Here is a 24,363-nt window from a genome sequence, read left to right on the forward strand (position 1 = left end):
TTTTCTATCTTATTTATACGCTAATTCATATAAGGTATCTGCTAAAAGCTTGACACCTTCAACCAAATCTGGAAATGCCGTTGCTTCTGCAGGATTATGACTAATCCCACCAATACTTGGCACAAATATCATCGCTGTCGGGTAATGAGGCGCAATAATTTGCGAATCATGCCCAGCGCCACTATGCATCATACGATACTGATACTTGCCTTCTTTGGCTTTTTGTTCAATAACTTCTACAATTGCTTGATTCATCGGTACAGGGGCTTCATCCATCCAGCGGTCAATCGCAATCGTTAAGCCTAATTCTTGAGCAATTGTCTTCATCCGTTCTTCTAATTCACCTGTAAAATGTCGTAAAAAAGCAGCGTCGGTATGACGGCAGTCAATTGTAAATTCCACTTCTCCAGGCACCACGTTGACTGTATTGGGTTTCGGAATGACTTTGCCGAATGTTAAAACTAACGGATCCCCAATTTCGTTCGCACGATCAATGGCTTCTGCACAAATTTTAGCAAAGCCGTACACCGCATCATGACGGTAACTCATTGGCGTAGTGCCTGCATGATTGGCTTGCCCTTTTAAGTTAACCGTATAGCGACGTTGCCCTACAATACTATGAACAACACCGACTTGGAGCTTTTCGTTCTCTAAAATATTGCCTTGTTCAATATGAATTTCGACAAATGCTTCAATGTCCTCACGTCTTGTTTGCTCCTGCCGAAAATCAAAGCCTTGGCGATGCATCTCATCAACAAACTTTTTGCCTTCGTTGTCAGAGATATCGACTACTTCTTCACGTTTGGCTTCACCAACGACATTTTTGCTTCCCCAGAAAACCGTTGGAAAACGACTCCCTTCTTCTTCAGCCATGGAAAGCACTTCTAAAGAACGCCGTGGTTTCCCATATTTGTCTAATAAATATTGAACAGCTGTCATGGAAGCAATAACACCATATTGACCATCTAAGGTCCCACCATTAACTACTGTGTCGATATGTGACCCAGTTAAAATCGTTTCCTGAGGAAATTCCGTTCCTGCCACTCGACAAAACAGATTCCCGACTTCGTCAAATTGCGTTTCCAGTCCAAACGCCTCAGTTTGACTTTGCACATACTTTTGTGCTGCCAACCACGAATCTGTATAAAGTAAGCGTGTCATCCCTCCTGCAGGATCACTCCCAATTGCTGACAACTCTTCGATTCTTTGTTTTAAAACTTTTTCCAAGTCCATCACAAAACCTCCTGACTGATTACACTCTGATTGTAAACGTTTCCCTAGTCATCTTCATTGTACTTATCAAACAAAATTAAGCCTTTTTTTGTGCAAAACAACCAACGAACATCCTCTAACTCGTGGACAGAGGCGCTAATTCAATCACGCTTCTGTCCTTTTTCATTTCTAAAATAGGTGTTTAATTTTTGATAAATACGCCGTTAAACGCCTCGGTTACCCCAGTTTCTTGTGCGTAAATTGTTTCGCCTCTTAAAATTGTTTGAATCACTTGGGCCCCAATTTCACGACCAATGTAAGGACTAATTTTATTTCGATATTCTAAATCTTCTGCTTTTAAGATATACGGCGCATTAGGTTTAATTAGTACAAAATCGGCATCCTTACCAATGCTGATGCGGCCCTTTTGTGCTAAGTGATAACGGTCAGCTGGGTTTGCTGCAATCATATCCGCGAATTGTTTCAAGGATAAACCACGTTTTTGGACGGCTTCATCGAATAACACATCGACGTTATTTTGAACACCAGAAATGCCGCCCCAAGCTTCAAAAGCATTGGTTGTATCTTTTAAGTCTGGCGTACAAGGTGAATGGTCAGAGGTTACAAACGCGATGCCGCCTGTTTGCACGTGGTTCCATAAGGCGGCTTGTTGGTCCGCGTCACGAATCGGCGGCGAACATTTGACAACTGGACCAATGGCATCAAGTTCATCCGTGGTAAAATATAAATAATGCGTACATGTTTCACAAGTCACATCTATCCCTTCTGCTTGGGCTTTTAAAACTTCTTCCACGCCTTCTTGACAAGCCACATGGCAAATATGAATCCGACAACCTGTTTCTTTGGCAAATAAAATGGCTTTTTGAATCGCTTCAACTTCGGTAAACACAGGACGTGTAGCTACATATGCCGCTAAAGTCGTTTCGCCATTTTGATAAGCTAACGCGCCTAATTTATCCGTAATTGGCGCATTTTCTGCATGGATTGCTAGCACTTTGCCAGTTTTGGCGACTTGTTTCATTCCTTCATATAGCGAATAATCGTCGACATTTTGAAAATCTCCTTCAATTGAACGATCGCCGCACGTTCCTAAAAAGCATTTATAGCCGGAAACGCCTCCTTCATCAAGTTCCTGAATCCCACCAGCCAAGTTGGTCGGGACCACGCCGCCAAATGACCCTACATCTACTTTTAGTTTATTTTCTCCTGCCTTGTATTTGATCTCAAGAGAGGTCTTATCCACGGTTGCTGGAATCTGATTTAAAGGCATTTCCATAAAGGTCGTCACGCCCCCTTTGGCACAAGCGGCCGTTCCTGTGACATACCCTTCCCATTCATCGCGGTAACCACCACCAGGATCGGTAATATGAACATGAGCATCCACCATCCCAGGACTAACGACCAAACCCGTCGCATCAATCACACGTTCTCCCGACAAGTCTTGCCCGATCGCTACGATTTTTCCTCCTTGAACGGCGACATCCGTAATGACTTCTCCAGTTTCTAAAATAACTAACCCGTTTTTAATCACTAACTCTGCTTGCATTTATTTTCCCTCCTGATAAGCTGTTTCTTTCACTTTTTTTGAATCCCAAGTCCATTTTTTTAACACTAAGTACAGCACAAAACCTGTGGCAAAGCCCACAAACCACGAAATATCAGCAATGATTTTAACCTGTGGAATAAATTGACCACTTAAGGAAAGAACCAACGCCAGAATAGTAGCGACATACGCCGGCTTGTTTAATCCGTAAAAAGGATTGGCTTCCTCTTTTTTGCGTTTATCTACATATAAAGCATTTAAATCTATTTGTTGCTTTTGAACAAAATAATAATTCGCAATCATCACGCCAGCGACTGGTCCTAAAACAGCCCCAATTGCGTTCAGAAAAATAAAAATACTATCGGCGTTTTCCATCAGTTTCCAAGGCATAATGAGAAAGCTGATAACACTGGCAATCATGACGCCTTTTTTATACGTCATTTTTTTAGGAAATAGCGCCGCCAATTGATAACCTGCCGGAATGATGTTCCCTGTTGCATTCGTTGAAATAGTCGTTAATAAGAAAACCGACATGGCTAAGACCACCACTGCCACATTATCTAAACGATCAATAATGTTTAAAATATTCCATTCTTGAATCCCAAAATACAGCGAACCACCTAACAGAATAACCACACTGGAAAAAGCGAAAATCCCATAACCAACAACTAAACCTGCTGTTTGCCCCACAACCTGAGCACGTGTCGAGCGCGCATTCTTAGTAAAATCCGCTACACTCGCGCCAGGCGCTGACCAAACGGCCACAACCGAGTTAAAAATAATCAGATACGCCACCAGTGGATTGACTGAACGAATCGCACCAGAAACTTGATAGGACAAAATTGGTGTTAAACCGCCCCCAGCTCGAATGGCCCAAATCGTTAATCCAATAATAACGACATAAATCAATGGACTTAAAATGGCGGTAAACCGGTTCAAAATTTTGCTACCACCGAAACCTATTGCCACATTTAAGAGCCAGAAAAGAGTAAACGCCATTAATTCAGGTAGCCTGAGACCAAAAAACTGGAATGACCCACCAATTTGTAAAAAGTTCGGCCAAAATTTCCCGAGAATAATTAATAAAGCGAGCGATCCTGTAAATGTTTGCAGACCAAACCAAGCAATCGCGGCCACACAACCTCTTAAGAACCCTGGCAGTTTTGCTCCGAGACTTCCGTAAGTAGACTGTAAGTGCATCGCAAAAGGAATCCCATATTTAGAGCCAGCCACGCCATTCAAATTCATGAAGGCTGCTACAATGAATGAGCTTAACACAACTGCCAACATAACTTGCAGCGGCGATAAACCTAAGAAAATAAAGCCGCCCACTGCTGCATAATTCGGGATATTATGAATCGAACCCATCCATAATGTAAAAAAATTGCGCGCGCCCATTGTCCGTTGTTTCGGGCTACTTGGCAACAAATCCTCATTGTAGCCACGTGCTTTCAGCGCTGTTTCTTCTTGAGCTGTTACTTGAGACACATTTTTCTCCACGACAAACTCTCCTTTTTATTAAAAATTTTTTCTATTAAAACACCCTGCCTTCTCTTTTTTGTCACTTTTGCACAAACATGCGTACTGCTCTCATCACACGAATTGTAAGCGCTTTTTATAACAAGAATCATTAGTTACCCCAACTAAATAACAAACGATTCTTTGTTCACTTTGAACGAAAAAATAGCAACCTTTTTTATATCGCCCTCTCACTCTAGAAAATAAGAAACAAATCTTTTTATTCACATATTATGTACAACTTCTCTTTTCAAATGCTAAAATACGCTTATTATTAAAAATGACATAAATAAATTATACAGTTAAATGAAATCCAACACAACATTTTTTAATCAAAAACACACGAAACAGATAAACTGAAGTGGATTTTCAGGAAGAGAGCCATCCTGAAAAAAGACACTGACAAAAGAGTTTTCTCACAAGATCGACAACTTTTCACAGATTCAAAATCTTCTTTTTCAATTTTTACGTTTTTAAAAATAACATTTTGAAAATAAAAAAATGCTTAATTTTAATCAAAAAAATAAACAAAGATTTCTGATAAAATCAGAAATCTTTGTTTCTAGGTTTCCTTGCTATAATTCCTTTAACAAAATAAAATCCGTCTGTTCATCGTCTCCCATAAAAAACGAATGTTGACTGTAATAGCGGTAGCCAATCGTTTTATAAAATGCCCGCGCCGCATCATTGTGTTCCCAGACACCTAGCCACAGTGCTTTTTTACCAAATTCACGAGCTTTTTCTTCTGCCAGTTCTAACAATTGTGTCCCCAGCTTCTTTCCTTTAAACGCAGGCAAAATATACAATCGCTCAACCTCGAGCTTTTCTGGCCCCATCGGTTCCGTTTGTGCCGTCTCACGATTTAATTTCATGTAGCCAGCTAATTGATTATCGACAAAGATAAAATAAAAGTCAGAGTGGGGATTAGCCAATTCCTTTTGTAATTTTTCTAAATTGTAGGCTTCTACTAAATAGGCTTGCATATTTTCTGGGGTATTATATGGTCCGAAAGTATCTGTATAAGTTTCAATGCTGATTTCTTGTAACGCTGGTGCATCTTCTATTGTTAATTGTTTTATTTCTCCCATCAATCAGTCGTCCTTTCCTTAATAATTTCGAGTGTTCCCTTTTTTGACAAATTCCCAATCTTCGCTGACATTTTTACGCATCCGGACTAAGTAATCTGCCAATTGTGAAATTTCCACTTCTGACATACCTTGCAAAGCAACTTGATTCGAGTGTTGATTTTCGCGCACAATGATTGGATAAACGTTTTTCCCTTTTTCTGTGGCATAAATCCGCTTAATTTTTTTGTTGCTTGCATCTTCTTGACGATAAATAAAGCCTTGTTCTTCCAAACGCTTAATCGCCCGCGCCGCTGTGGTTCGATCAACTTTAATCAGTTCGGCGATCTTTTCTTGGATAATCCCAGGATTTTCACAGACCCTGACCAAATAAAGATATTGTCCTCGTGTTAAAGATAATTCCTTAAATTCGATATTACTGATTGAATCTAAGGCCCGCGCAATCATGCCAATTTCTCTTAAAATATCTGTCACTAGGACACTTCCTTTCGCTAATATTTTATGATTGTCATTACTTTAACTTATTTTTGTTGCAAATGCAACAAAAATAAGTATAAAAACTACAGATTTAAACAATTTGAGCATTCGTAAAAATAAAATAATTATTTCTTTTGTTATATTAACAAGTAAGATAAAATTAGTTATAGCGTCTATAGGAGGAATAGTATGAAAAAATTAGTTTGTGTTATTTTAGTTATTTTTTTAACAGGTTGTAGTTCTCAAAAAGCGAATGAACCTAAAGAACAAGAAAATTCTACCAATCATACAACATCAATGAAAAGCAGTACTAATCATTACAGTTCTAGCACAGAAACAAGCTCTAATAATAAACTAAAAGAAACTTCAGAAAGTGCCAGTACCACTCAGGCTTCGGCAAAGTCTAAAAATGAAGTATCTACAAATGTCGAAGAAACAAATTCTTTAGAAGCAACACCTTATGCTGTCGATCTTAGTAGTTTAAACAATCCACTCGTATTTAATTTTAAAGGAATGAATGTGCCAACTTCAATTACGTTAGAGAACTTAAATTCAACACCAACTGCTACCTTCCGAACTAAATTGTTTGGGGCTGAAAATGGTCAAGTGAAAGAAGCCATTAATAAATATGAGCTATCTATAAATACAATTCCTACAAAAGAGATTAGAATATTTTCAGCGGCCGATAACAGTATTCGCACCGTTAAAGTAAATACAGAATTAATTTTAGGAACTAATATTTCTTCAAACGATGAACAAAATAGATCGGGCACTTTATACTTATTCAACAATAAAAATGGTTCGATATCTTTAATCACTCCTAACTACGCAGGCAATGTTACGGATGATCAAAAAGACGTTATGTTAGAAGTAATTCAATAAATAACCAAAAAAAAATAATAAAGAGAAAACTTCATACTGAGAAGTTTTCTCTTTATTATTTTTTAGGAACTCCTCTAGAAACTCGTTTTAGTCCCCACTTATTTTTCTTATTTCTTCACCCATTAAGCCCGCGATAGAAAATAGAACATTTCATTTGAAAATGAATTATGGTTCTGCAACATGCACCGTTTGTAAAAATTCTGCGACTGAGAAATGGTATTCTTTCTCTTGATTTCCTTGAATGGTTCGAATCATTTTTTCAACTTCTGGTTGCAGAGCGGCAAATTGAACTTGTTGTCCACGACCTTCTGCTGCAAGACAAAATTCTTCTAAAATATCTAACGCCGTACTATCAATGCTAGGAACTCCTCGCATTGAAAATACTACACCACTTTTTGTTTCCAATTGCAGTAACGTTTGTTTCAATCGTTCAGAAGACATGAAAAATAACGGGCCACTCAAATAAATCACCACCCAATTTTCCGTACAATCGGTCGGTACTAGCCCCATTCTTGACCAATCAACTTCCTCGACATTAATCGTAATCACGGCACTTTTCGCAATGAAAAACAGGCAACCCGCTAAGACCCCTAAAACAATCGCTAAACTCAAGTCAAAAATAACGGTCGCTACCATCGTTAAGAAGAATAAACATAAGGCTGTGTGGAAACGTTTCTGGAAGAATTCTTTAATCACCGACCATTCATTCATTCGCCACGCTGTCACCACTAAAACACCAGCTAACGCAGGCATGGGAATTTTAGACATGACTGGCGATAAAAGCAACATCGATAACAATAAAAAGACTGCATGAAAAATACCCGCTAAACGTGTTTGCGCACCAGATTTAATCACTACGCTCGTGCGGGCAATCGCTGCCGTTGCAGGTACGCCACCGAAAAATGGCAAAATTAAGTTGCCAATTCCTTGTGCCACTAGTTCCTGATTACTGTCTAATGGTTTCCCTGTCATGCGACCAGCCGAAGCGCCACAAAGCAAACTTTCAATCATACCTAACATAGCAATGCTAATCGAAGGCACCAAAATATCCTGAAACGCACTTAATTGAAGCGAACCAAGTTCCAAACGTGTATCACTAAAAATACTTGTCGGAATTTTCCCTACAGTGGCCACTGGCAGTTGAAAAACCACTGTTGCTAACGTAGCTAAAATAATCATCACCAATGAAGCTGGTATCATCGCATTCCACTTTTTCGGAAAGAATACTAATCCAAGCACCACTAAAATCGACATAACCGTCGTTGGTATACTTAAATCAAAGCCCAATGAACGATAACTGCTGATTTTCTCAATTAAATTGTGGCCTTCTGAACGAACCCCAAAGAAATTATCAAGCTGCCCCAACGCAATAATAATAGCAATTCCTGAAGTAAACCCGGTAATGACCGGTGACGGAATAAAAGAAGTCAAGCTCCCTAAACGCAAAATCCCTGCCAAAAGCAAGAAAATTCCCGCCAAAAAGGTGGCCAACAAAATCCCTTGCATGCCATGCACTGCCGCAATTGACATTAAAATAGCTGCCATCGCACCTGTTGGTCCTGAAATTTGATAAAACCCACCCGAAAGGCTCCCAATCACAATTCCAGCGATAATCGCCGTGATCATGCCAGCTGCTGCAGTCGCGCCGCTAGAGACCCCAAACGCTAACGCTAACGGCAACGCGACGGCTGCGACAGTCAAACCTGCCAAGAAATCTTTTTTCAATTTTTTTTGATCATACCCTTTAAATTCATCCCTTATCATTTGTGTGTACTTTTTAAACATTCGCATCCTCTTTTCATGAAATTTCCATTCTAAAGATATCATATTTTCGGAAAGATAATAAGGTGTTTTGTGAAGGAAATCGCTAAAAAATTTTTTTCACCTCATTTAGACAAAATTGTCTAATATTTTAGGAATTTAGCCACCACTGTTTCCTAGAGTATGATATGCTTAACTAGTAAACAGGCTTCACAAACTTACATTAATTGGGGGAAACTATTATGTGTACAGGCATCAAGATTATTTCCAAAACAAATGATATTTTTTATGGACGTACGATGGATTTTACGTTTGACTTTTTTGGCAACGAAGATCCAATTGCACCAAAAATCCCTACTCTAATTGCTCAATTTCCAAAAGGTACAATTCTAAACAGCCAACTAAATCCTTGGACGGCAAAATATGCCTTTATGGGACTAGCAATGTCAGGCACAGATCAACCAGCAAACGATGGTAAAACCGTCAGTCTTGCTATCACAGATGGTATCAACGAAGCCGGCTTATCTGGTGATATTCAATATTTAATGGAATCTTCAACAGCACCTGCTGAAAGTTTAGCAGATCGTGGTTTAACACCTCATATTGCAGAAGAAGTTCTCGCTTATATTTTGAGTAATTTTGAAAGCGTTGACGAAGTAAAAGTAGCTTTTGAAAAAATCGGCCTGTTAGATCAAAAATTCCAACTTGATTCATTGGGGGAAGTTCATTTCACCTTACACTGGACCATTAATGATAAAAATAATAATAGTATCGTTTTGCAACCAACAGATAACGGAGCGTTCGTCATTTATGATTCGATTGGCGTAGTCACAAACAGCCCAGAATACAATTATCATTTAACCAATGCACGAAACTATATCGGAATGCGCAACTACGCTATTAAAGAACCTTACACTTTAAAATCAGGCGCAACACTTGACCCAATTGAAGGTGGGACTTCTTACGGACTATTAGGAATCCCAGGAGACTTCACTTCGCCGTCACGCTTCATTCGTGCGTTATACTATTCTGACAATCTCCAAGAATTTGATAGCTCTGAAGGGATTATGCAACTCTATCGCGCCTTCCAAACAGTGATGATTCCTCGGGGAATTGGCCATTTAGGTCAAAGTAATTCTCTGTCTGATTTCACACATTATTGGTCAGGATATGATGTGACTAATCTAACCATGTATGTCCAACCAGAAAGTACTACCTCATTTACAAAATACACTTTGGATCCAGCTTTAATAGAAGTTACTACTTTTGCTGTTTCTAACGAGCTACTATTAACAGATTTAAATCAATAAAAACACAAACAACGTCTCTGACCAGGTCCTTGGTCAGAGACGTTGTTTCGTTCATTTTTCAGATAATGCGTTATACAACGGCGCTAATTCTTGAAGCGCCTGACAACTTTTTTCTTCAATCGTTTCAAGCTTTTCCGTCGCAAACCACAACTTACCGATCTGAAATGAGCGATTGCCTATCCGCTCTTCTAGAATTTTCCGTTGTTTTTCATCTGCTAAATAATCTTTTAAAGGCAAATGGTCCACTAGTTCATGCTCCTCCTGCGGCCAAATATAATAGCCTTCGCAGTCGATGGTTTGACTCCAAGCTTCTAAACGATTAAGCAATTGATTGTAAGCGACGACTGAGCCTGCCCGCTCCTCACTTTTGTAATGTTGAAACATCAAATATACTTGAAATTGCTTTTTATTTAATAACAACGCCAAACAAGCATTTTCCGCTTGACGTTGCTCACTGCGATACGCAGCCCAGAAATGACTGCGTAAATTCCAGCCGTTGGTCCAGCTTTCGACTTTCGGCTTAGTGATGCCGAGTTCAGTTGGTAAACCTTGGGCGATTGCGAGGTTTAAGGCTTTCCACTTTTCCCAATGTTGCTTGTAGTTTTGCTTTAAAGCATCGATTTCTGCTGGTGTTTGTTGCTCTTTGAGTTGTTTAAATGTGAAGATTTCTCGGTTGAACAGATTGAAGTCTTGATGGGTTAGGTTCATTTTATTCCCTCTTTTTAGTATCTTCTAGTTACTCTTAATAATTTTATTTTTCAATAGCCATTGTAAAAATAACACAAGGACTACAATTGGCCAAAGCGTGATTGGGAAAAAGAGCCCCACAAAAATGCCTGGTACAAGAATCGTCCCTAAAATCTGGGTTGTTAAAATCGTAGCAAAAATTGCGACAACAAAAAGCGAGTCAATTGTTGGGAAAAATTGTGCGACCGCAAACCCGATTAAAATAGCTGAAAAAACGACGGGAAAAATATCGCCACCTATCCAACCTGTCTGTAAACAAACTTGTAAAAATACTAGTTTCATTATCGCAGCGATCACCAAGATATACCAGGCTTGTTGACTACCAAAACTAGGAACTAAATGCATAAAAGATTGTCCTGAAAATAGTAATCTTGGCATTAAAATAACAAAAAGAAAAATACAGGTTGCACCAAAGCTTACCAGTATGCTTTGCTTTTCTTCAAAAGGTTGGCATAGTTTAGCCAGAGCAGCTTGCAACCATTGATAGGCGTTACCAATCACAAAAGCAGTTAATAAAGCGGGTAAAATCAGCCATAACGAAACCATTTCAATTTTTCCAGTTCCTAACTTCGTAATAAACGATGGGTGTCCCACCAATTTCATTAAAAAGGTAAACACCACCAACCCGTTCACAATAAATAACCCGTTCATCACTTGTTTCAGTTTCTTTTTATCCGCAGGAGCGAGCATCGTATCGTAGCGCTGAACAAACTGTTGCGGATGCAGCAAGCGCTGAATTTTTGTCCTAAATGCTTGCTGTTCTTGCTCGTCATAATGAAAATAAAGGTACCGTAACTTATCAGATTGCCAGACTGACAACGAAATAATTGCTCCCAACAATGCGGCTTCAGGACCGACACCAGCCCCGAAAATTAAAATTACCAAGGCGGCCAATAAATTTCTAAACACACCTGAATAATCGACCGATTGTTTCGCCTTCAATTCTGTCAGAGCCTCATGCGCCGTTTGTGGTACTTGCCCGAAGCGTTTCTTCAGATAACTCAATACCAACGCTCCTAGCACACACAAGACAAAATAATAGAGGATTGGCCACTTCATTTGCGCTGGCAATACCTCCCAGAGCAGAGTCGTTAGCTCTCCTTCAATGATTAAAAACGCTCCTGAAATTCCCGCGATGATACTACTTAAAAATAACCCACTGACGATAATTGTCCACATTTTTCTGTTACGCATACTTCCTCCAAATGATAGTTGTTTCTTTTATAGTAGCAGATAGTTAGTGGTTTGTGTTTGAAGATTTTGGGAAGGATTTATTTTTTTGAAAAAATTGAGGTTATGAAAAGATTCCATTTTTTATTAATTAAATTATCCTTCTTGTATAATTGTTTCTTTTATATATTCTATTAAATTAAAAACCACCACTTATATTGCTTCTTAAGTTCCCACAAACAACGCCACTTCCAGCGCCAACAAGTCCACTTCCTTATCAAAATCCAACAGCACTAGCTGTTCAATTTTCTCCAATCGTTGTAACAAAGTATTACGATGAATAAAGAGCTTTTTGGCTGTTTGAGACAAGTTTCGTTTTGATTGAAAATAGACATTCAGTGTATGGACAAAGTCTGTATGTTGCTGTTGATCACTTTTCAGCAATGGTTGAAGATATTTTTTTCTGAGGGTTGCTTGTCCTTCTGCTAAAAAATAACGTTGCAATGTCTGTCTAAAATGAAAATTCGCGTAGGAAGCAATCCTCATTTCAGGTTTTTCTGCAACGAATTGGCGTTGAAAGGCTAAAACGTCAATCGCTTGTTGATAAGATTCATGAATCTGGGTCAGACCTTGAATCTTAGGTCCTATTGTTAGGAAAAGTTCCACATCTTCTTGTACTTTCATTAACTGATTTATACTACTTTGTGCTAGGCGTTGCATCATTTTCAGATAATCGCCTTCTTTTTCAGGTGGATTTTCAACTAATAAGACAAAGGAACTGTCAATTTCAATACAAACAATTTTTTGTTTGTCCCCTAAAATAACTTGGTTTAGCTGGTTACCTAAAATAGACATTCTTTCTTGCCTTTGGCGTTCATTTAAGGTTAATGAAATTAGCAAAATCGCATAGGGCTTATCTATTGCCAAGCGATAATATTGTTGAAATTGTTGGAAAACAGCTTGGTCCCTTTTTTCATGCGCAATCAGCTTAAAAAATAATTCGTTTCGTTGTTGGTATTCTTCAAATTTCCGTGAGTATTCCAATTGCAATTGTAAAAGTAAGTAATGAGCTGTGATTTTAAAATGAGCCACGTCGACTGGTCGTAATGGGGCCAAGGTGTTCCAGACGAGTAAATAATATAAAATAACATTTTTCTTTTTAATTGGATAAATTTCAATTGGCACCACTTGGTTCTGGAGTTTCAACTGTAAATGAATCGGTTCTTGATAAAAGCGTAATAATGGATGACTTTGTTCCAGCAATTGTTTTTGGAACTCTGAGGTTTCATGTCTATCTTCTAAAATGCTAGAAATACGAATTGGATTTTTAGGCAAGTCAAAAAAATTAACTCCTTCAAAGTGGTCATTCAATAACAAGACAGGATTTTGAATGGTTTCTGCTAGATCCTGCAGCAAATGAAAACTGCTACTTCCCGTTTCTAAGATTTGGTAAATTTTATTATGCAATGCGGTTTCTTGCGCATTCATGTCAAATTGTTCTAACGTGACACGACTTTTCAACACATCAGCAATTTGTGAAAAGGTGTAATTGTAAGGAATTGCTAAAATAGGAACGTTCATTTCATCTGCTAATTTGATTAGGTCTGGTGGAACTTCTTCAAAATAACGTTGGGTTTTAAATCCTAAGGCAGCACAATGGTGTTTGGCTAGTTCTTTCAAAAAATTTTTCTGTAATTTCCGATCATCTTTAAATATGTACCCTGTCGTTAACAGCAGCTCACCTGCTGTTAGCCAATCTAAAATATCAGGATTTTCTAAAATATTGACTTTTAAAATCGGTTGGTCCTGATTTTTATGTCCTGCCACTAAGGTAATGCCAGGTAATTCTTCTAACGTTAATAAATCACTCACTTTTAACATCATTTATCCTCCCAATGTACAAATTGTCCATTCAAACTTGTAAATCAATGTCATTTTTAGCAATTGTTTAGCGTGCTGGATTCTTTTATTACGAAGTTGTGAAAGCGCTATTAAAAAGGAGGTCGTTGGAATGACAAAAATTTTAGCTTATGACCAAACGATTTTATCGAAACTCCCTCATCAAACATTGACTAGTTTGCAATGTTTTACGCACGCTATTAATTATGGTCATGTAGACACCCAAGAAATTCTCTTGACCATTTCAACGCATTCCGAACATATAGCACCTAACACGATTATACTCGATGAAAAAAAACTTAGCCATTTCGCTGATTTACCTGTCCAAATTGAGCCCCTGTTTATCCGGTTAGGCCGACGACAATTAACACTAGCCGATGCCCAAATTTGGCAACCAACGCCACTTTATTTAACACCCAGTAAAACAAAAATAGCTATTTTTTTAACGTATATTCAGCAAACTCGTTTCAATCCTTGGCAAGCGCTTTTTCCTGCTTCGTCGTCAACCTTTCTTTTTGATTCTTATAGTCGGACCCAGATTCAAAAAGAAATGATTCATTTTCAACAGGCTTGGGAGCAAAAATCTTTTAAAATAGCTCTTGATTGTTTAACGAAGATTTTGGGATTGGGGATTGGTTTAACCCCCACTGGCGATGATTTTATCACAGGATTACTTGCTAGTTTTTCTGCATTACAGCAACTTCCCTCGAATTTCCAACAGCTGGCTGTGCTAGCCAAGGAACGAACGAATGCGGTCAGTTATGCGGAAATCCATGAAGCAGTGAACGAGCGGTTTTCTCAACTAGTTCAGCGTGTTTTTTTATCAATTGAAAGTGGAAATACAAACGAAATGGCTCAAGCGGTTTCAGCTTTAGAGGAGGTGGGCTCAACTTCAGGAAGCGACATACTTTGCGGCATTATTTTTGGTTTAAAACTATTTTGTGAGGAGAATAATCATGACAATTCAAACAGTAATTAAAGAGAACGCCTATTTTGATTCAGTTACTTTAATGACCATTTCAACACGAGCCAATGAACTGGCTGGAGTTAAAACTGCAATGATTGGGATGGGAACCGACATGAATCTTGAAGTGATTCGGAATGTTGGTTTATATACACCCGCCTTGGATCATGTTACAACGGGCGATTTATTAATTGTTTTAGATCTTGATGACCAAGCGGACTCAGAAGAAATTTTACAGCAAGTCGACGAGTTATTTACGAAGAAAAAGAAAACCGCTTCTTCTGAAGTAACCTATAAGACGTTAGATTCAGCCCTTCATGAAGAGCCTGATGCCAACTTAGTTGTAATTTCTGTCAATGGAAAATTTGCTGCACGAGAAGCGCATAAAGCTTTAGATCAGCAAAAACACGTCATGCTCTTTAGTGATAACGTGACGGTTGACGAGGAATTAGCGTTAAAACAAAAAGCACACGAAAAAGAACTGTTTGTGATGGGCCCTGATTGTGGAACAGCGATTATTAATGGCGTCGGGTTATGTTTTGCTAACGAGGTACGTTCAGGAGATATTGGAATTGTCGGCGCTTCTGGTACAGGCAGCCAAGAAGTTAGTGTCCAAATCCATAAATATGGTTATGGGATTTCACAATTAATTGGTACTGGCGGCCGTGATTTGTCTGCTGAAATTGGTGGGCTGATGATGCTTGACGGACTGGATGCTTTAATGGCTGACGAACAAACTAAGGCAATTTTGCTTATTTCTAAACCGCCTGCTCCAGAAGTAACAGAGAAAATTTTAAAAAAATTAGCTGTTTCAACTAAACCAGTTGTTATTTATTTTATCGGCAGTGAACAAACGGAACGAAAAATAGACAACGTCACTTTTGCTACTTCTTCTCTGGATGCAGTTCAAAAAGTGATTCAATTTAGTCAAACACAGGAAGCGGAAAACAGCCTCTATCAAAATCCGACAGGCGCAACGTTAACAGCCATCCAACAGCAACAAGCCCCTTCTCAAAAATTTGTTCGTGGGTTGTTCTGTGGTGGCACTCTTTGTGATGAACTTTTATATGCTTTAACAGAAGTCTCTGATGATGTTTATAGTAATATTCATAAAATTCCTGAACGACAATTAGCAAATCCTGACCACAGCCAAGCACATACATTGATTGATTTCGGTGATGATCGTTTCACAGAAGGCCGCCCACATCCAATGATCGATCCGACTTCTCGGATTACTCGCATTCTTCAAGAAGCCAAAGATCCTGAAGTGACAGTTTTAGCGTTAGATTTTGAATTAGGTTATGGTTCTCACGAAAATCCTGTTGGCGTGTTAGCGGAGGCGTTAAAGGAAGCCAAAGCAATAGCAAAAGCAGATGGGCGTGAGTTAGCCATTATTGGCTATGTTTTAGGGACCGAAGAAGATCCACAAGATATTCATGAACAGCGGAAAATTTTAAAAGATTTAGAGGTTCTCGTTGTCGACAGCAGTCATCAACTTTGCGAAGCCACCAAAACTTTTGTAAAAGGAGCGAACGAACATGAGCAGAAATGATCTTTTTAAACAGCCTTTAGATACGATCAATGTAGGCATTGACTTTATTCATGAAGATATGAAAAAACAAGGGATTCCTTCACATCAAGTAAATTGGGCACCGCCAGCCAATGGTGACCCAGAGCTATTGAAATTATTGGATCAATTAAAAAATCCAACACTTTATGAAAAAATCCAACAAGCCAACGAAGAAGCGGTTACCCGCATTATTCAATCAAAACCTATTTTAGTAGGATTTGATAAAGCAATTAATGTCATGCCCAATATGACTGAAACGACCATTTTACATGCTGGGCCACCCATTACTTATGAAAATATGTGCGGACCGATGAAAGGTGCCGTTCAAGGAGCGCTTGTTTTTGAAGGATTAGCAAAAGATCTAGCTGATGCCGATCGGGTTGCTCGTTCTGGCGCGATTACGTTTTCTCCTTGTCATGAACATGATGCCGTTGGTTCCATGGCTGGCGTGACTTCTCCAAATATGTACGTTCATATTATCAAAAATGAAACGTACGGCAACACGGCTTTTACTAATTTAAGTGAACAATTGGCGAAAGTTTTACGATTTGGTGCAAATGATCAATCCGTCGTGGATCGCCTGATTTGGATGCGCGATGTTTTAGGTCCATTACTTCATGATGCCATGACTTTTTGTCCAGAAGGCATTGATTTACGCTTAATGCTTTCGCAAGCCTTGCATATGGGCGATGAGTGCCATAATCGCAATGTAGCCGGAAGTACGTTGTTAGTCCAAGCATTAACACCTTACATGGTTCAAACTGATTTTTCTCGTGAACAATTAAAAGAAGTATTTGAATTTCTTGGCAGTTCTGACTATTTTTCTGGTCCGACTTGGATGGGCGCCGCTAAATGTGCGTTAGATGCTGGGCATAATGTGGAGGATAGTACAATTGTCACCACCATGTGTCGCAACGGGGTCGAATTTGGGATTCGTGTCAGTGGGATTGGCGGAAATCACTGGTTTACGGGGCCTGCCCAACGGGTGATTGGTCCGATGTTTGCTGGTTACACACAAGAAGATGCTGGTTTGGATATGGGCGATAGTGCTATTACAGAAACGTATGGTGTTGGCGGATTTGCCATGGCAGCTGCACCAGCAATTGTCCCATTAGTTGGTGGAACAGTGGCAGAAGCATTGAATTATTCAAAAGAAATGCTGGAAATTACTACGAAAGAAAATCCCAATGTCACGATTCCTGTTTTAGATTTTATGGGGATCCCTTCAGGCATCGATGTCTTAAAAGTCTTAGAAACAGGGATGCTGCCTGTCATTAATACTGCTATTGCTCATAAAGAACCGGGGATTGGTATGATTGGCGCTGGATTGACTAATCCGCCAGCAAATGTCTTTAACGAGGCACTAAAAGCTTTAGTAGCTAAAATAAACTAATTTCAAAAACTTAGTAAAATGTCATTTTTTTTGGAGCGATCATATGAAAAATAAATCGATCAATTACGAAGCCGTTTTAGCTCTTGTTGTAAAAATTTTTTTGGGAATGTTCCTGTATTGGATCATGAATGGCTTTCGACATGTGTCTAACTTTTTTCCTTACAATGACGTAGTTACCAAAGTGAATCAGCAGGGATTTTACAAATTTATCTATTTTGTTATGAACTTCACGGAAGGGGAATTTTACGGTGGACTTTTTACAACGCTTTTCTTACTAATCGGCGGTCTGATTGCTTGGCAACTTTATCGAAAAAATTCAAAATGGCAGGGATTTGCAATTGCTGGTGGTTCTGGTGCTTGGCCTTGGGTACTTGCTTCTCAGCTACTTTCCCTCTTTTTAACTATTTATGTTTTTGATTTTACACGCTTTTTTACAAAAGAAGTGTTGTGGTTACCAACGTTTATTGTGGTGGTCGGCACGCCGCCAGCTTTAACGCTCGTTTATGGTCCTGGCTGGAAAAAATTAGGAACGATTTCTCTGTTGAGTGCGCTTTTCACCTTTCCGTTTGCCAATTGGCTGAATGCGCAATTGATGCCCCTTTTAAATGTACCTGGGACAGTTTCCAACGTTACCACAATGGCTTTTGTTGGCTGGATTGTTTCAGCCATCTGTCATCAACTTCCTTGGATGGTTCCTTCTGTTGCACCAATCGCTCAGAAGCGGCAAAAACAACCTAAAATTGAAAATACGCAAACCTTTCAATGGTCAATACGACGCACTTTTGCTGACTTCTCCGAAGCTTGGTTTTATGGAAATGAGTTAGTTGGAGGTTTGGTAATTCTAGGCGTTTTAACAGATTGGTTTGTCAATATTAATCATATTACAAATGGTTCTGGCTTGGTTCCTGACATTTTAATGGGACAAATGATTGCTTCGGCTGTTGGTGTTTTTCTTTATCGAAAACATTTCGCTGAAGAAGGTTGGTATCCAACGTTTATGCCACTGGTCAGCATTGTTCCTGGTGTGATTTTAATGATGGGTGGTGGCTTTTGGCTTTCCCTGACCATCGCCGTTTTAGCAGGAATCAGTGCGGCCCCTGTCGGTAGCTATATTGCTAAACGATTACCTCCGTTTGTTCCTGGTGCTGTCGGCTTTGTATCAGGAATGGCTGTTGTAACCATTTTATTGTCAGCCGTTTTGCATACATTTGATATTTTTGTATAGTGAATAAAAAGAAGCGAATGACGATTCGCTTCTTTTTTAATTGACCAATCCCCTTTTTATCCGTATTCTTAAGCAAAAGGAGGTTTTGCAATGTACTCCATGTTAAAACGTGTGATAACGGAAAAAGATTTGCTTCGGCAAATTCGTTTGTTGGAACAGTTGTTAAATGTTCCTCAGCTGACAGCCAAGCGTTTAGCCACGCAAATCCAGACGACAGAGCGAACCGTTTTTTCGGATTTACAGTATATTCGCAGTCAATTACCCGCCGACTGGTCCATTGAAACCGATAGCAGTGGTATTCGGTTACGTAATCAGGGGAATGCGCAAACCAATGAGCTTTGGTCATTATTTTTACCTCAATCCATTAGTATTCAGCTATTAAAAGAGCTACTATTTACGAAAGAGTTAGTGACAACTTCTTTTTTGAGCACTAGTGGTGTTTCTTATGAAACTTTGAAGCGACATATCAAAAAAATGAATCAGGCCTTACGTGATTTTCATTTAACGATTCAATTAACCACAACGACCATTCAGCTAATCGGGGCAGAAAGCAATATTCGGATTTTTTATCACCGTTTGTTGGTGCCTTTTACTCATAATAATTATTTTTTTGACGATTATTCTATTCATGAGGAGCATTATTTTCAATTTTTGAAACAAGTTTACAGTAGTGAGTTGACGGTGGAAACGGAAGAAATTTTTGGTGCTTGTTGGTTTTTCATTAACACGATTCGCAACAAAGCCAATTGCCGAGTGAGTCAATTTTCTTTTGATTCAAAAGATGTCTTGTTTCAACTTTATCAACCGTCCTTGGCAAAGCTTTATGCTTCTGAAGGCATCTATTTGCAAGGAGAAGAAAGTTTTTTCGCCTTCTTTTGTTTCTTAGAAAGTTGGAATTACGATAATGTCTATGGCGAAACGTTGGCTTCTGCGCTCCACACTCATTACAGTCAGCTGCGAAAGTCGTTACAACAGTTTGTCACTAATTTGTCCACTGAAGAAGCCCGGCCTGATTTAATCCAAACAAATTTATTGGATAATCTGTTATTGTTATTCATTAAATATACCGAGTCCCCAACACTTTCTGAGCAATTTCAATTGGAATATCAAGAATTAATGACTGAACAAGCCGCGGAGGACCTTGCGTTATCAAAGAGCAACCAAGAACTTTTGGAGATTTTATCTCGCTACACCACGATTGAAGAACCAACTTATTTTCTTAGTTTGGCTTCTTTGTTAGAAAAACAAGCCAGTTATTCTATTCAGGCGCAAACGATGACTGCCTATTTCCTCTTTCAAGGGGAACCTGCTTGGAAAGCTTTTTTACAACAAGAATTAGCTGCTTATTTAGGTACTCGTGTGAAATTACAAGCCATTGAATATGTGGAACTAAGCCAGTTGACGTTAAATGAAGTCGACATAATTATTTCCAATTTTCCCTTGGATCATCTTGATCTTCCTGTCTTTTATCTCTCTTTAATTCCAACAAAAAATGAACTCCGCCGACTAGCAGAGCTCACTCTTCATTCTTATTTTTAAAGGAACTAGCGAGGACATTCGCTAGTTTTTTGGCTTTCTTTCGTCATGAATCGTTTGGTTATATATTTTTCCCCTTCAACAAGGAAAAACAGACTCACAACATGGACGAAAATCATTGCTAATTGAAGGCCATTTAAAGAAGTTGTGCCAATTAATTGCTGCGCTACTGGCCAGTAAACTACTAGCGCTTGTAGTAAAAAGAGGATTCCTAATGAAGCAAACAACACTTTATTTTGGAAAAATCCTGTGCTTAACGACGGATCAACCAACTTACGACAGTTGATCATATACGCTGCTTGCGCTAAGACGATACTTTGTAAGAGGAACGTTTGCTGTAAGGCTTGGCCCTCAAATTGTAATGCCATGAGGTAACCTGGTACCATAATGAGTACCGACACATAGACGATTCTAAAAATACTGTACTTTGTTAAAATGCCTTCGTTGACATCTCTTGGTGGTCGTTTCATGGTATCAGCACTCGCTTTTTCAAAACCTAATGCATAAGACAAAGTAATCGTAGTTACCATGTTTACCCATAATATCTGGACAGGTGTCAACGGTAGAGGATGATTCATTAAAAGCGCCCAGACAACAATTAAACCTTGTGCTAAAGAGGTTGGCAAGAAGAAGGTAATCGTCTTTTTCAAGTTATCAAAAATGCGGCGTCCTTCTTTCACGGCTTTAGCAATCGTATGGAAATTATCATCTGCCAAAACCATATCTGCGGCTTGTTTGGTTACTTCACTTCCTTTAATTCCCATGGCAATTCCGACATCGGCTTTCTTTAGTGCTGGCGCATCGTTCACGCCATCGCCGGTCATCCCGACAATTTCACCATTGTTTTGTAAAGCCGTGACAATTCGTAATTTATGTTCTGGCGTCGTTCGTGCAAATACATCGACTTTTTGAACGTGCTGAGCTAATTCTTCATCTGACATAGCATCAATTTCTAATCCTTCAAGGACTTTTTTCGTATGCTTTAAACCAACTTGCTCGCCAATGGCTTGCGCTGTATCTTTATGGTCTCCGGTAATCATTTTGACGGAAATACCTGCTTCTTGAGATTCTTTGACGGCTTGAATGGCACTTTCTTTTGGCGGATCGATGATGCCTGCCAGTCCAGCAAACGTCAATCCTGACAATGTTTCATGTGTCAGTTCCTGTTGTGACGTAACTGTCTTATAAGCGAAACCTAATACCCGTTGTCCTTTTTGCGCTAATTGCGCAGCTTGTGCTTGCCAAGCACCTTTTTGATTATCAGATAACGTAGAAAGTTGTAACAATACTTCTGGCGCACCTTTGACATAAATAATTGAACCTTCTGCTTGCGGATGGCGAGTGGCCATGTATTTGTAACTTGAACTAAACGGAATTTTCTTTTCTACAGGGCGTAAAGACAGTTGATCCTGATCAACATATTGTAATAAAGCTAACTCGGTAGGATTCCCTTGTAAGTCGGCGATTTTTTGTTGGTCTTGTAATTTCAATTCTTGACAGTTGGCCATAATCTCTTTGACAATGGTCATTTCTTCAGTCACTACATCCATTACCGTCATTTCATTTTTAGTTAGCGTTCCTGTTTTATCTGAACAGATAACTGTCATTGAGCCTAATGTTTCAACGGAAGGCATGCCTTTAATAATCGCATTTTCTCTAGCCATCTCATGAACACCCATCGATAAAATCATCGTTAACACAGCAGGTAAGCCTTCTGGAATCATTGCTACAATTAATGCAATCATCGCAGAAAATAAGAGGCTCCATTCCATGCCATGACGAAAAGTGGTAAAGAAAATCAGAAACACGATCAAGACCATAATCCCTTGGAAAATTTGCTTGTTTAATTGGTGCATTTTCCGTACGAGCGGCGTTGCTTTTTGATCTACTGACTGCAACGCGTGATTAATTTTTCCAACTTCAGTGGAATCTCCTGTTTCTACTACAACGCCCAAGGCTGAGCCCGCTTGGACAAGAGTTCCTGAAAAAGCCAAATTCTTTTGATCGCCTGTTGGCAATTCCTCATTCAAGGAACCGGTAATTTTCTCCACGGCTTCTGATTCGCCTGTCAAAATTGATTCTTCAATCATCAGATTATGAACATCAAATAAGCGCAAATCTGCTGGGACTACATCGCCAGCTTGTAACGTGACTACATCTCCCAGAACCAATGTTTCAGAAGAAACGGTTGTTTTTTGTCCATCAATTAGAACGACTGCCTCTTGGCCCATCATCTGTTTCAGGCCGTCTAATGATTCTTCTGCTTTACGCTCTTGCCAATAACCGACAAAGCCATTGACAAGTACCACTAGAAAAATGATACTTCCTTCGACCACTTCGCCTGTGGCAAATTTTAGAATTGCGGCAGCGAGTAAGACCACCATTAGTAAATCTGTAAAATGTTTGGCTAGCTTTTGCCACGTTTTCAGTTGTTGTTTTTCTTCAATTTTATTTGGACCATTCGTTTGTAAACGTTGCTGACGTTCTTCGCTAGAAAGACCCGTTTGCTTCGTCTTAGTCTGCTCGATTACTTTTGTTGAGGAAAGTTGATACCATTTCATTTCGTGTACCTCCTATTTACTTGATACCTTTATTATAGAGAGGATTTTCTTCACAAAATGGTCGATAATTTCAGTGGCCCCTGAAAAAAATGGGGCCGAGATTATTAAAGAAAGGAACAACCCGCATTTTAGCGGGTTGTTCCTTTCTTTTAAATATTTTCTTGTTCGACCACCAATTGACTTTTGCCAATTAACGCTTTGACATCAATACTTTCACCATTTTTACGTCGGTCTGCTAACTCAACTGAGGTGGTAAACAACAAGTCACTAGAAGAGTTCAACGCTGTTTCAATGGAATCTTGGACTACGCCGACGATAAAGCCAACGCCGACGACTTGCATGGCAATGTCATTGGAAATGCCAAACAAACTACATGCAAGCGGAATTAACAACAAGGAACCACCAGCAATTCCTGAAGCCCCACAAGCAGAAACAGCGGCGATGATACTCAACAATAATGCTAAATAGATTGGCACGGACATGCCTAATGTGTGGACTGCCGCCAATGTCATAATGGTAATCGTAATGGCTGCGCCGCCCATATTAATCGTTGCGCCCAGCGGAATAGAGACCGCATAAGATTCTTCATTTAAATCCATTGCTTTCGCCAATTCCATATTAATGGGAATATTGGCCGCAGAACTGCGTGTAAAGAATGCGGGAATCGCACTTTCCTTTAATACAAAAAAGACTAACGGATACGGATTTTGCCGAATATTCCAAAAAACAATCGCTGGATAAACGACTAAAGCAACCACGGCCATCGTACCAATTAACAATAATAGTAACTGACCGTACTTGGCTAACCCTGCAATGCCTGTTGTTGCCACCGAATGAAACACCAAACCTAGAATTCCAATTGGCGCAATGCCGATAATCATTTGAACGACCGTGGTAATCCCTGTTGAAAGATTGGCAATCACATCCTTGGTAGCGACCGAACTTTGACGTAACCCAATACCGATTAATGAGGACCAAAATAAAACAGATAAATAATTGCCTTCAATCATCGCTTGAATCGGATTTTGGACAACGCTTGTTAACACATTACTTAAAACATCACTAAGTTGCGTTGGGGCTGCTTGCGCTTCCTGCGCCGCCTCCAAGACAATCTTAACGGGAAACAGATAGCTTGCCGTCACGGCAACAACAGCTGCCAAAAATGTCGCTAACAGATACACAACTAAAATTGATCCAACATATGTTTTCGCCCCAGCCTTTTGTTGGGCTAGCGACGCAATAATTAAGACAAAAACTAAAATCGGCGCAATTGCTTTTAAGGCGCCCACAAACAATTCACCAAGAACGCTGATGAAGGTCCATTCTGGCACCAAGAAACCCAAGGTGGTTCCAATCACAATCCCTATCATGATTTTTTGAATTAACGATAATTTCCGAATCGCTTTGACCATTCACTTCACGCTCCTTTAAAATAAAATACAGTTTGGGACATACTACCATAATTATTAAGATAAAAAAAGAGTGTTTC

At 39.3% G+C, this 24,363-nt stretch carries 18 protein-coding genes; 7 read left to right on the plus strand and 11 right to left on the minus strand.

All coding sequences use genetic code 11. From position 1 onward, the window contains the following. Positions 1-9 precede the first annotated feature (9 nt). From allC to sylA, 5 genes are all read right to left on the minus strand, one after another. Positions 10-1,233: an allantoate deiminase gene (allC, locus tag IGL42_RS11585; RefSeq protein ID WP_002383320.1), complete on the minus strand. Its 1,224-nt coding sequence runs from the start codon at positions 1,231-1,233 to the stop codon at positions 10-12. 181 nt (positions 1,234-1,414) lie between these two features. Beyond that, entirely contained in the window at positions 1,415-2,779 is a 1,365-nt protein-coding gene (gene allB / locus IGL42_RS11590) for an allantoinase AllB (protein ID WP_002371696.1), read from the minus strand. Next, on the minus strand, positions 2,780-4,276 hold the full coding sequence (gene allW / locus IGL42_RS11595) for an allantoin permease (RefSeq protein ID WP_010710914.1): 1,497 nt from the start codon (positions 4,274-4,276) through the stop codon (positions 2,780-2,782). It lies immediately after the preceding gene. 593 nt (positions 4,277-4,869) lie between these two features. Continuing rightward, a complete protein-coding gene (locus tag IGL42_RS11600) occupies positions 4,870-5,382 on the minus strand; it encodes a GNAT family N-acetyltransferase (RefSeq protein ID WP_002384774.1) in 513 nt (170 codons plus the stop codon). 18 nt (positions 5,383-5,400) lie between these two features. Further along, positions 5,401-5,853, minus strand: a complete 453-nt coding sequence (gene sylA, locus IGL42_RS11605) for a transcriptional regulator SylA (protein ID WP_002381132.1) — start codon at positions 5,851-5,853, stop codon at positions 5,401-5,403. A 192-nt stretch (positions 5,854-6,045) separates the two neighbouring features. Here sylA and IGL42_RS11610 point away from each other — a divergent pair, with 192 nt between their 5' ends. After that, positions 6,046-6,738 (plus strand): hypothetical protein, encoded by a 693-nt coding sequence (locus IGL42_RS11610; protein WP_010710913.1) that lies wholly within the window; start codon positions 6,046-6,048, stop codon positions 6,736-6,738. Positions 6,739-6,903: 165 nt separating this feature from the next. On the opposite strand, the gene IGL42_RS11615 is transcribed toward IGL42_RS11610, so the two are convergent. Beyond that, positions 6,904-8,565: a SulP family inorganic anion transporter gene (locus IGL42_RS11615; RefSeq protein WP_162499930.1), complete on the minus strand. Its 1,662-nt coding sequence runs from the start codon at positions 8,563-8,565 to the stop codon at positions 6,904-6,906. Positions 8,566-8,741: 176 nt separating this feature from the next. On the opposite strand from IGL42_RS11615, the gene IGL42_RS11620 reads away from it, so the two are divergent. Continuing rightward, on the plus strand, positions 8,742-9,809 hold the full coding sequence (locus IGL42_RS11620; protein WP_010710911.1) for a choloylglycine hydrolase family protein: 1,068 nt from the start codon (positions 8,742-8,744) through the stop codon (positions 9,807-9,809). Positions 9,810-9,860: 51 nt separating this feature from the next. Here the strand turns inward: IGL42_RS11620 and IGL42_RS11625 are convergent, their stop codons facing one another. From IGL42_RS11625 to IGL42_RS11635, 3 genes are all read right to left on the minus strand, one after another. Next, positions 9,861-10,517, minus strand: coding sequence for a glucose-6-phosphate 1-dehydrogenase family protein (locus IGL42_RS11625; protein WP_002407877.1), 657 nt, complete (start codon positions 10,515-10,517; stop codon positions 9,861-9,863). Positions 10,518-10,541: 24 nt separating this feature from the next. Then, complete coding sequence (locus tag IGL42_RS11630; protein WP_010710910.1) at positions 10,542-11,750, minus strand: chloride channel protein; 1,209 nt, start codon at positions 11,748-11,750, stop codon at positions 10,542-10,544. Between the two features lie 201 nt (positions 11,751-11,951). Next, on the minus strand, positions 11,952-13,610 hold the full coding sequence (locus tag IGL42_RS11635; RefSeq protein ID WP_025191903.1) for a PucR family transcriptional regulator: 1,659 nt from the start codon (positions 13,608-13,610) through the stop codon (positions 11,952-11,954). A gap of 127 nt (positions 13,611-13,737) precedes the next feature. On the opposite strand from IGL42_RS11635, the gene IGL42_RS11640 reads away from it, so the two are divergent. The 5 genes from IGL42_RS11640 to IGL42_RS11660 all read left to right on the plus strand — a co-directional run bounded on the left by IGL42_RS11640 (position 13,738) and on the right by IGL42_RS11660 (position 20,316). Further along, entirely contained in the window at positions 13,738-14,604 is an 867-nt protein-coding gene (locus IGL42_RS11640) for a DUF2877 domain-containing protein (protein WP_010710908.1), read from the plus strand. Continuing rightward, positions 14,582-16,141, plus strand: a complete 1,560-nt coding sequence (fdrA, locus tag IGL42_RS11645) for an acyl-CoA synthetase FdrA (RefSeq protein WP_010710907.1) — start codon at positions 14,582-14,584, stop codon at positions 16,139-16,141. Before IGL42_RS11640 ends, fdrA begins: the two co-directional genes overlap by 23 nt. Next, complete coding sequence (locus IGL42_RS11650; RefSeq protein WP_010710906.1) at positions 16,128-17,552, plus strand: DUF1116 domain-containing protein; 1,425 nt, start codon at positions 16,128-16,130, stop codon at positions 17,550-17,552. Before fdrA ends, IGL42_RS11650 begins: the two co-directional genes overlap by 14 nt. Positions 17,553-17,595: 43 nt before the next feature. Then, on the plus strand, positions 17,596-18,777 hold the full coding sequence (locus IGL42_RS11655) for a hypothetical protein (protein WP_002359110.1): 1,182 nt from the start codon (positions 17,596-17,598) through the stop codon (positions 18,775-18,777). A 99-nt stretch (positions 18,778-18,876) separates the two neighbouring features. After that, positions 18,877-20,316, plus strand: coding sequence for a helix-turn-helix domain-containing protein (locus IGL42_RS11660; RefSeq protein ID WP_025191902.1), 1,440 nt, complete (start codon positions 18,877-18,879; stop codon positions 20,314-20,316). A 5-nt stretch (positions 20,317-20,321) separates the two neighbouring features. Here IGL42_RS11660 and IGL42_RS11665 read toward each other — a convergent pair whose 3' ends face one another. After that, positions 20,322-22,874 (minus strand): cation-transporting P-type ATPase, encoded by a 2,553-nt coding sequence (locus IGL42_RS11665; RefSeq protein ID WP_010710903.1) that lies wholly within the window; start codon positions 22,872-22,874, stop codon positions 20,322-20,324. Between the two features lie 149 nt (positions 22,875-23,023). Next, positions 23,024-24,286: a serine/threonine transporter SstT gene (sstT, locus tag IGL42_RS11670; protein WP_002359106.1), complete on the minus strand. Its 1,263-nt coding sequence runs from the start codon at positions 24,284-24,286 to the stop codon at positions 23,024-23,026. Positions 24,287-24,363 lie beyond the last annotated feature (77 nt).

The organism is Enterococcus sp. DIV0712 (assembly GCF_050554855.1).
GTDB classification, from domain to species: domain Bacteria; phylum Bacillota; class Bacilli; order Lactobacillales; family Enterococcaceae; genus Enterococcus; species Enterococcus faecalis.

Coding starts and splice junctions, on each gene's coding strand:
- IGL42_RS11610 (WP_010710913.1), top strand. CDS start 6,046: ATGAAAAAATTAGTTTGTGTTATTTTAGTTATTTTTTTAACAGGTTGT.
- IGL42_RS11600 (WP_002384774.1), bottom strand. CDS start 5,382: ATGGGAGAAATAAAACAATTAACAATAGAAGATGCACCAGCGTTACAA.
- IGL42_RS11640 (WP_010710908.1), top strand. CDS start 13,738: ATGACAAAAATTTTAGCTTATGACCAAACGATTTTATCGAAACTCCCT.
- allB (WP_002371696.1), bottom strand. CDS start 2,779: ATGCAAGCAGAGTTAGTGATTAAAAACGGGTTAGTTATTTTAGAAACT.
- IGL42_RS11655 (WP_002359110.1), top strand. CDS start 17,596: ATGAAAAATAAATCGATCAATTACGAAGCCGTTTTAGCTCTTGTTGTA.
- IGL42_RS11625 (WP_002407877.1), bottom strand. CDS start 10,517: ATGAACCTAACCCATCAAGACTTCAATCTGTTCAACCGAGAAATCTTC.
- IGL42_RS11630 (WP_010710910.1), bottom strand. CDS start 11,750: ATGCGTAACAGAAAAATGTGGACAATTATCGTCAGTGGGTTATTTTTA.
- IGL42_RS11635 (WP_025191903.1), bottom strand. CDS start 13,610: ATGATGTTAAAAGTGAGTGATTTATTAACGTTAGAAGAATTACCTGGC.
- IGL42_RS11615 (WP_162499930.1), bottom strand. CDS start 8,565: ATGATATCTTTAGAATGGAAATTTCATGAAAAGAGGATGCGAATGTTT.
- fdrA (WP_010710907.1), top strand. CDS start 14,582: ATGACAATTCAAACAGTAATTAAAGAGAACGCCTATTTTGATTCAGTT.
- sstT (WP_002359106.1), bottom strand. CDS start 24,286: ATGGTCAAAGCGATTCGGAAATTATCGTTAATTCAAAAAATCATGATA.
- IGL42_RS11660 (WP_025191902.1), top strand. CDS start 18,877: ATGTTAAAACGTGTGATAACGGAAAAAGATTTGCTTCGGCAAATTCGT.
- IGL42_RS11620 (WP_010710911.1), top strand. CDS start 8,742: ATGTGTACAGGCATCAAGATTATTTCCAAAACAAATGATATTTTTTAT.
- IGL42_RS11650 (WP_010710906.1), top strand. CDS start 16,128: ATGAGCAGAAATGATCTTTTTAAACAGCCTTTAGATACGATCAATGTA.
- allC (WP_002383320.1), bottom strand. CDS start 1,233: ATGGACTTGGAAAAAGTTTTAAAACAAAGAATCGAAGAGTTGTCAGCA.
- IGL42_RS11665 (WP_010710903.1), bottom strand. CDS start 22,874: ATGAAATGGTATCAACTTTCCTCAACAAAAGTAATCGAGCAGACTAAG.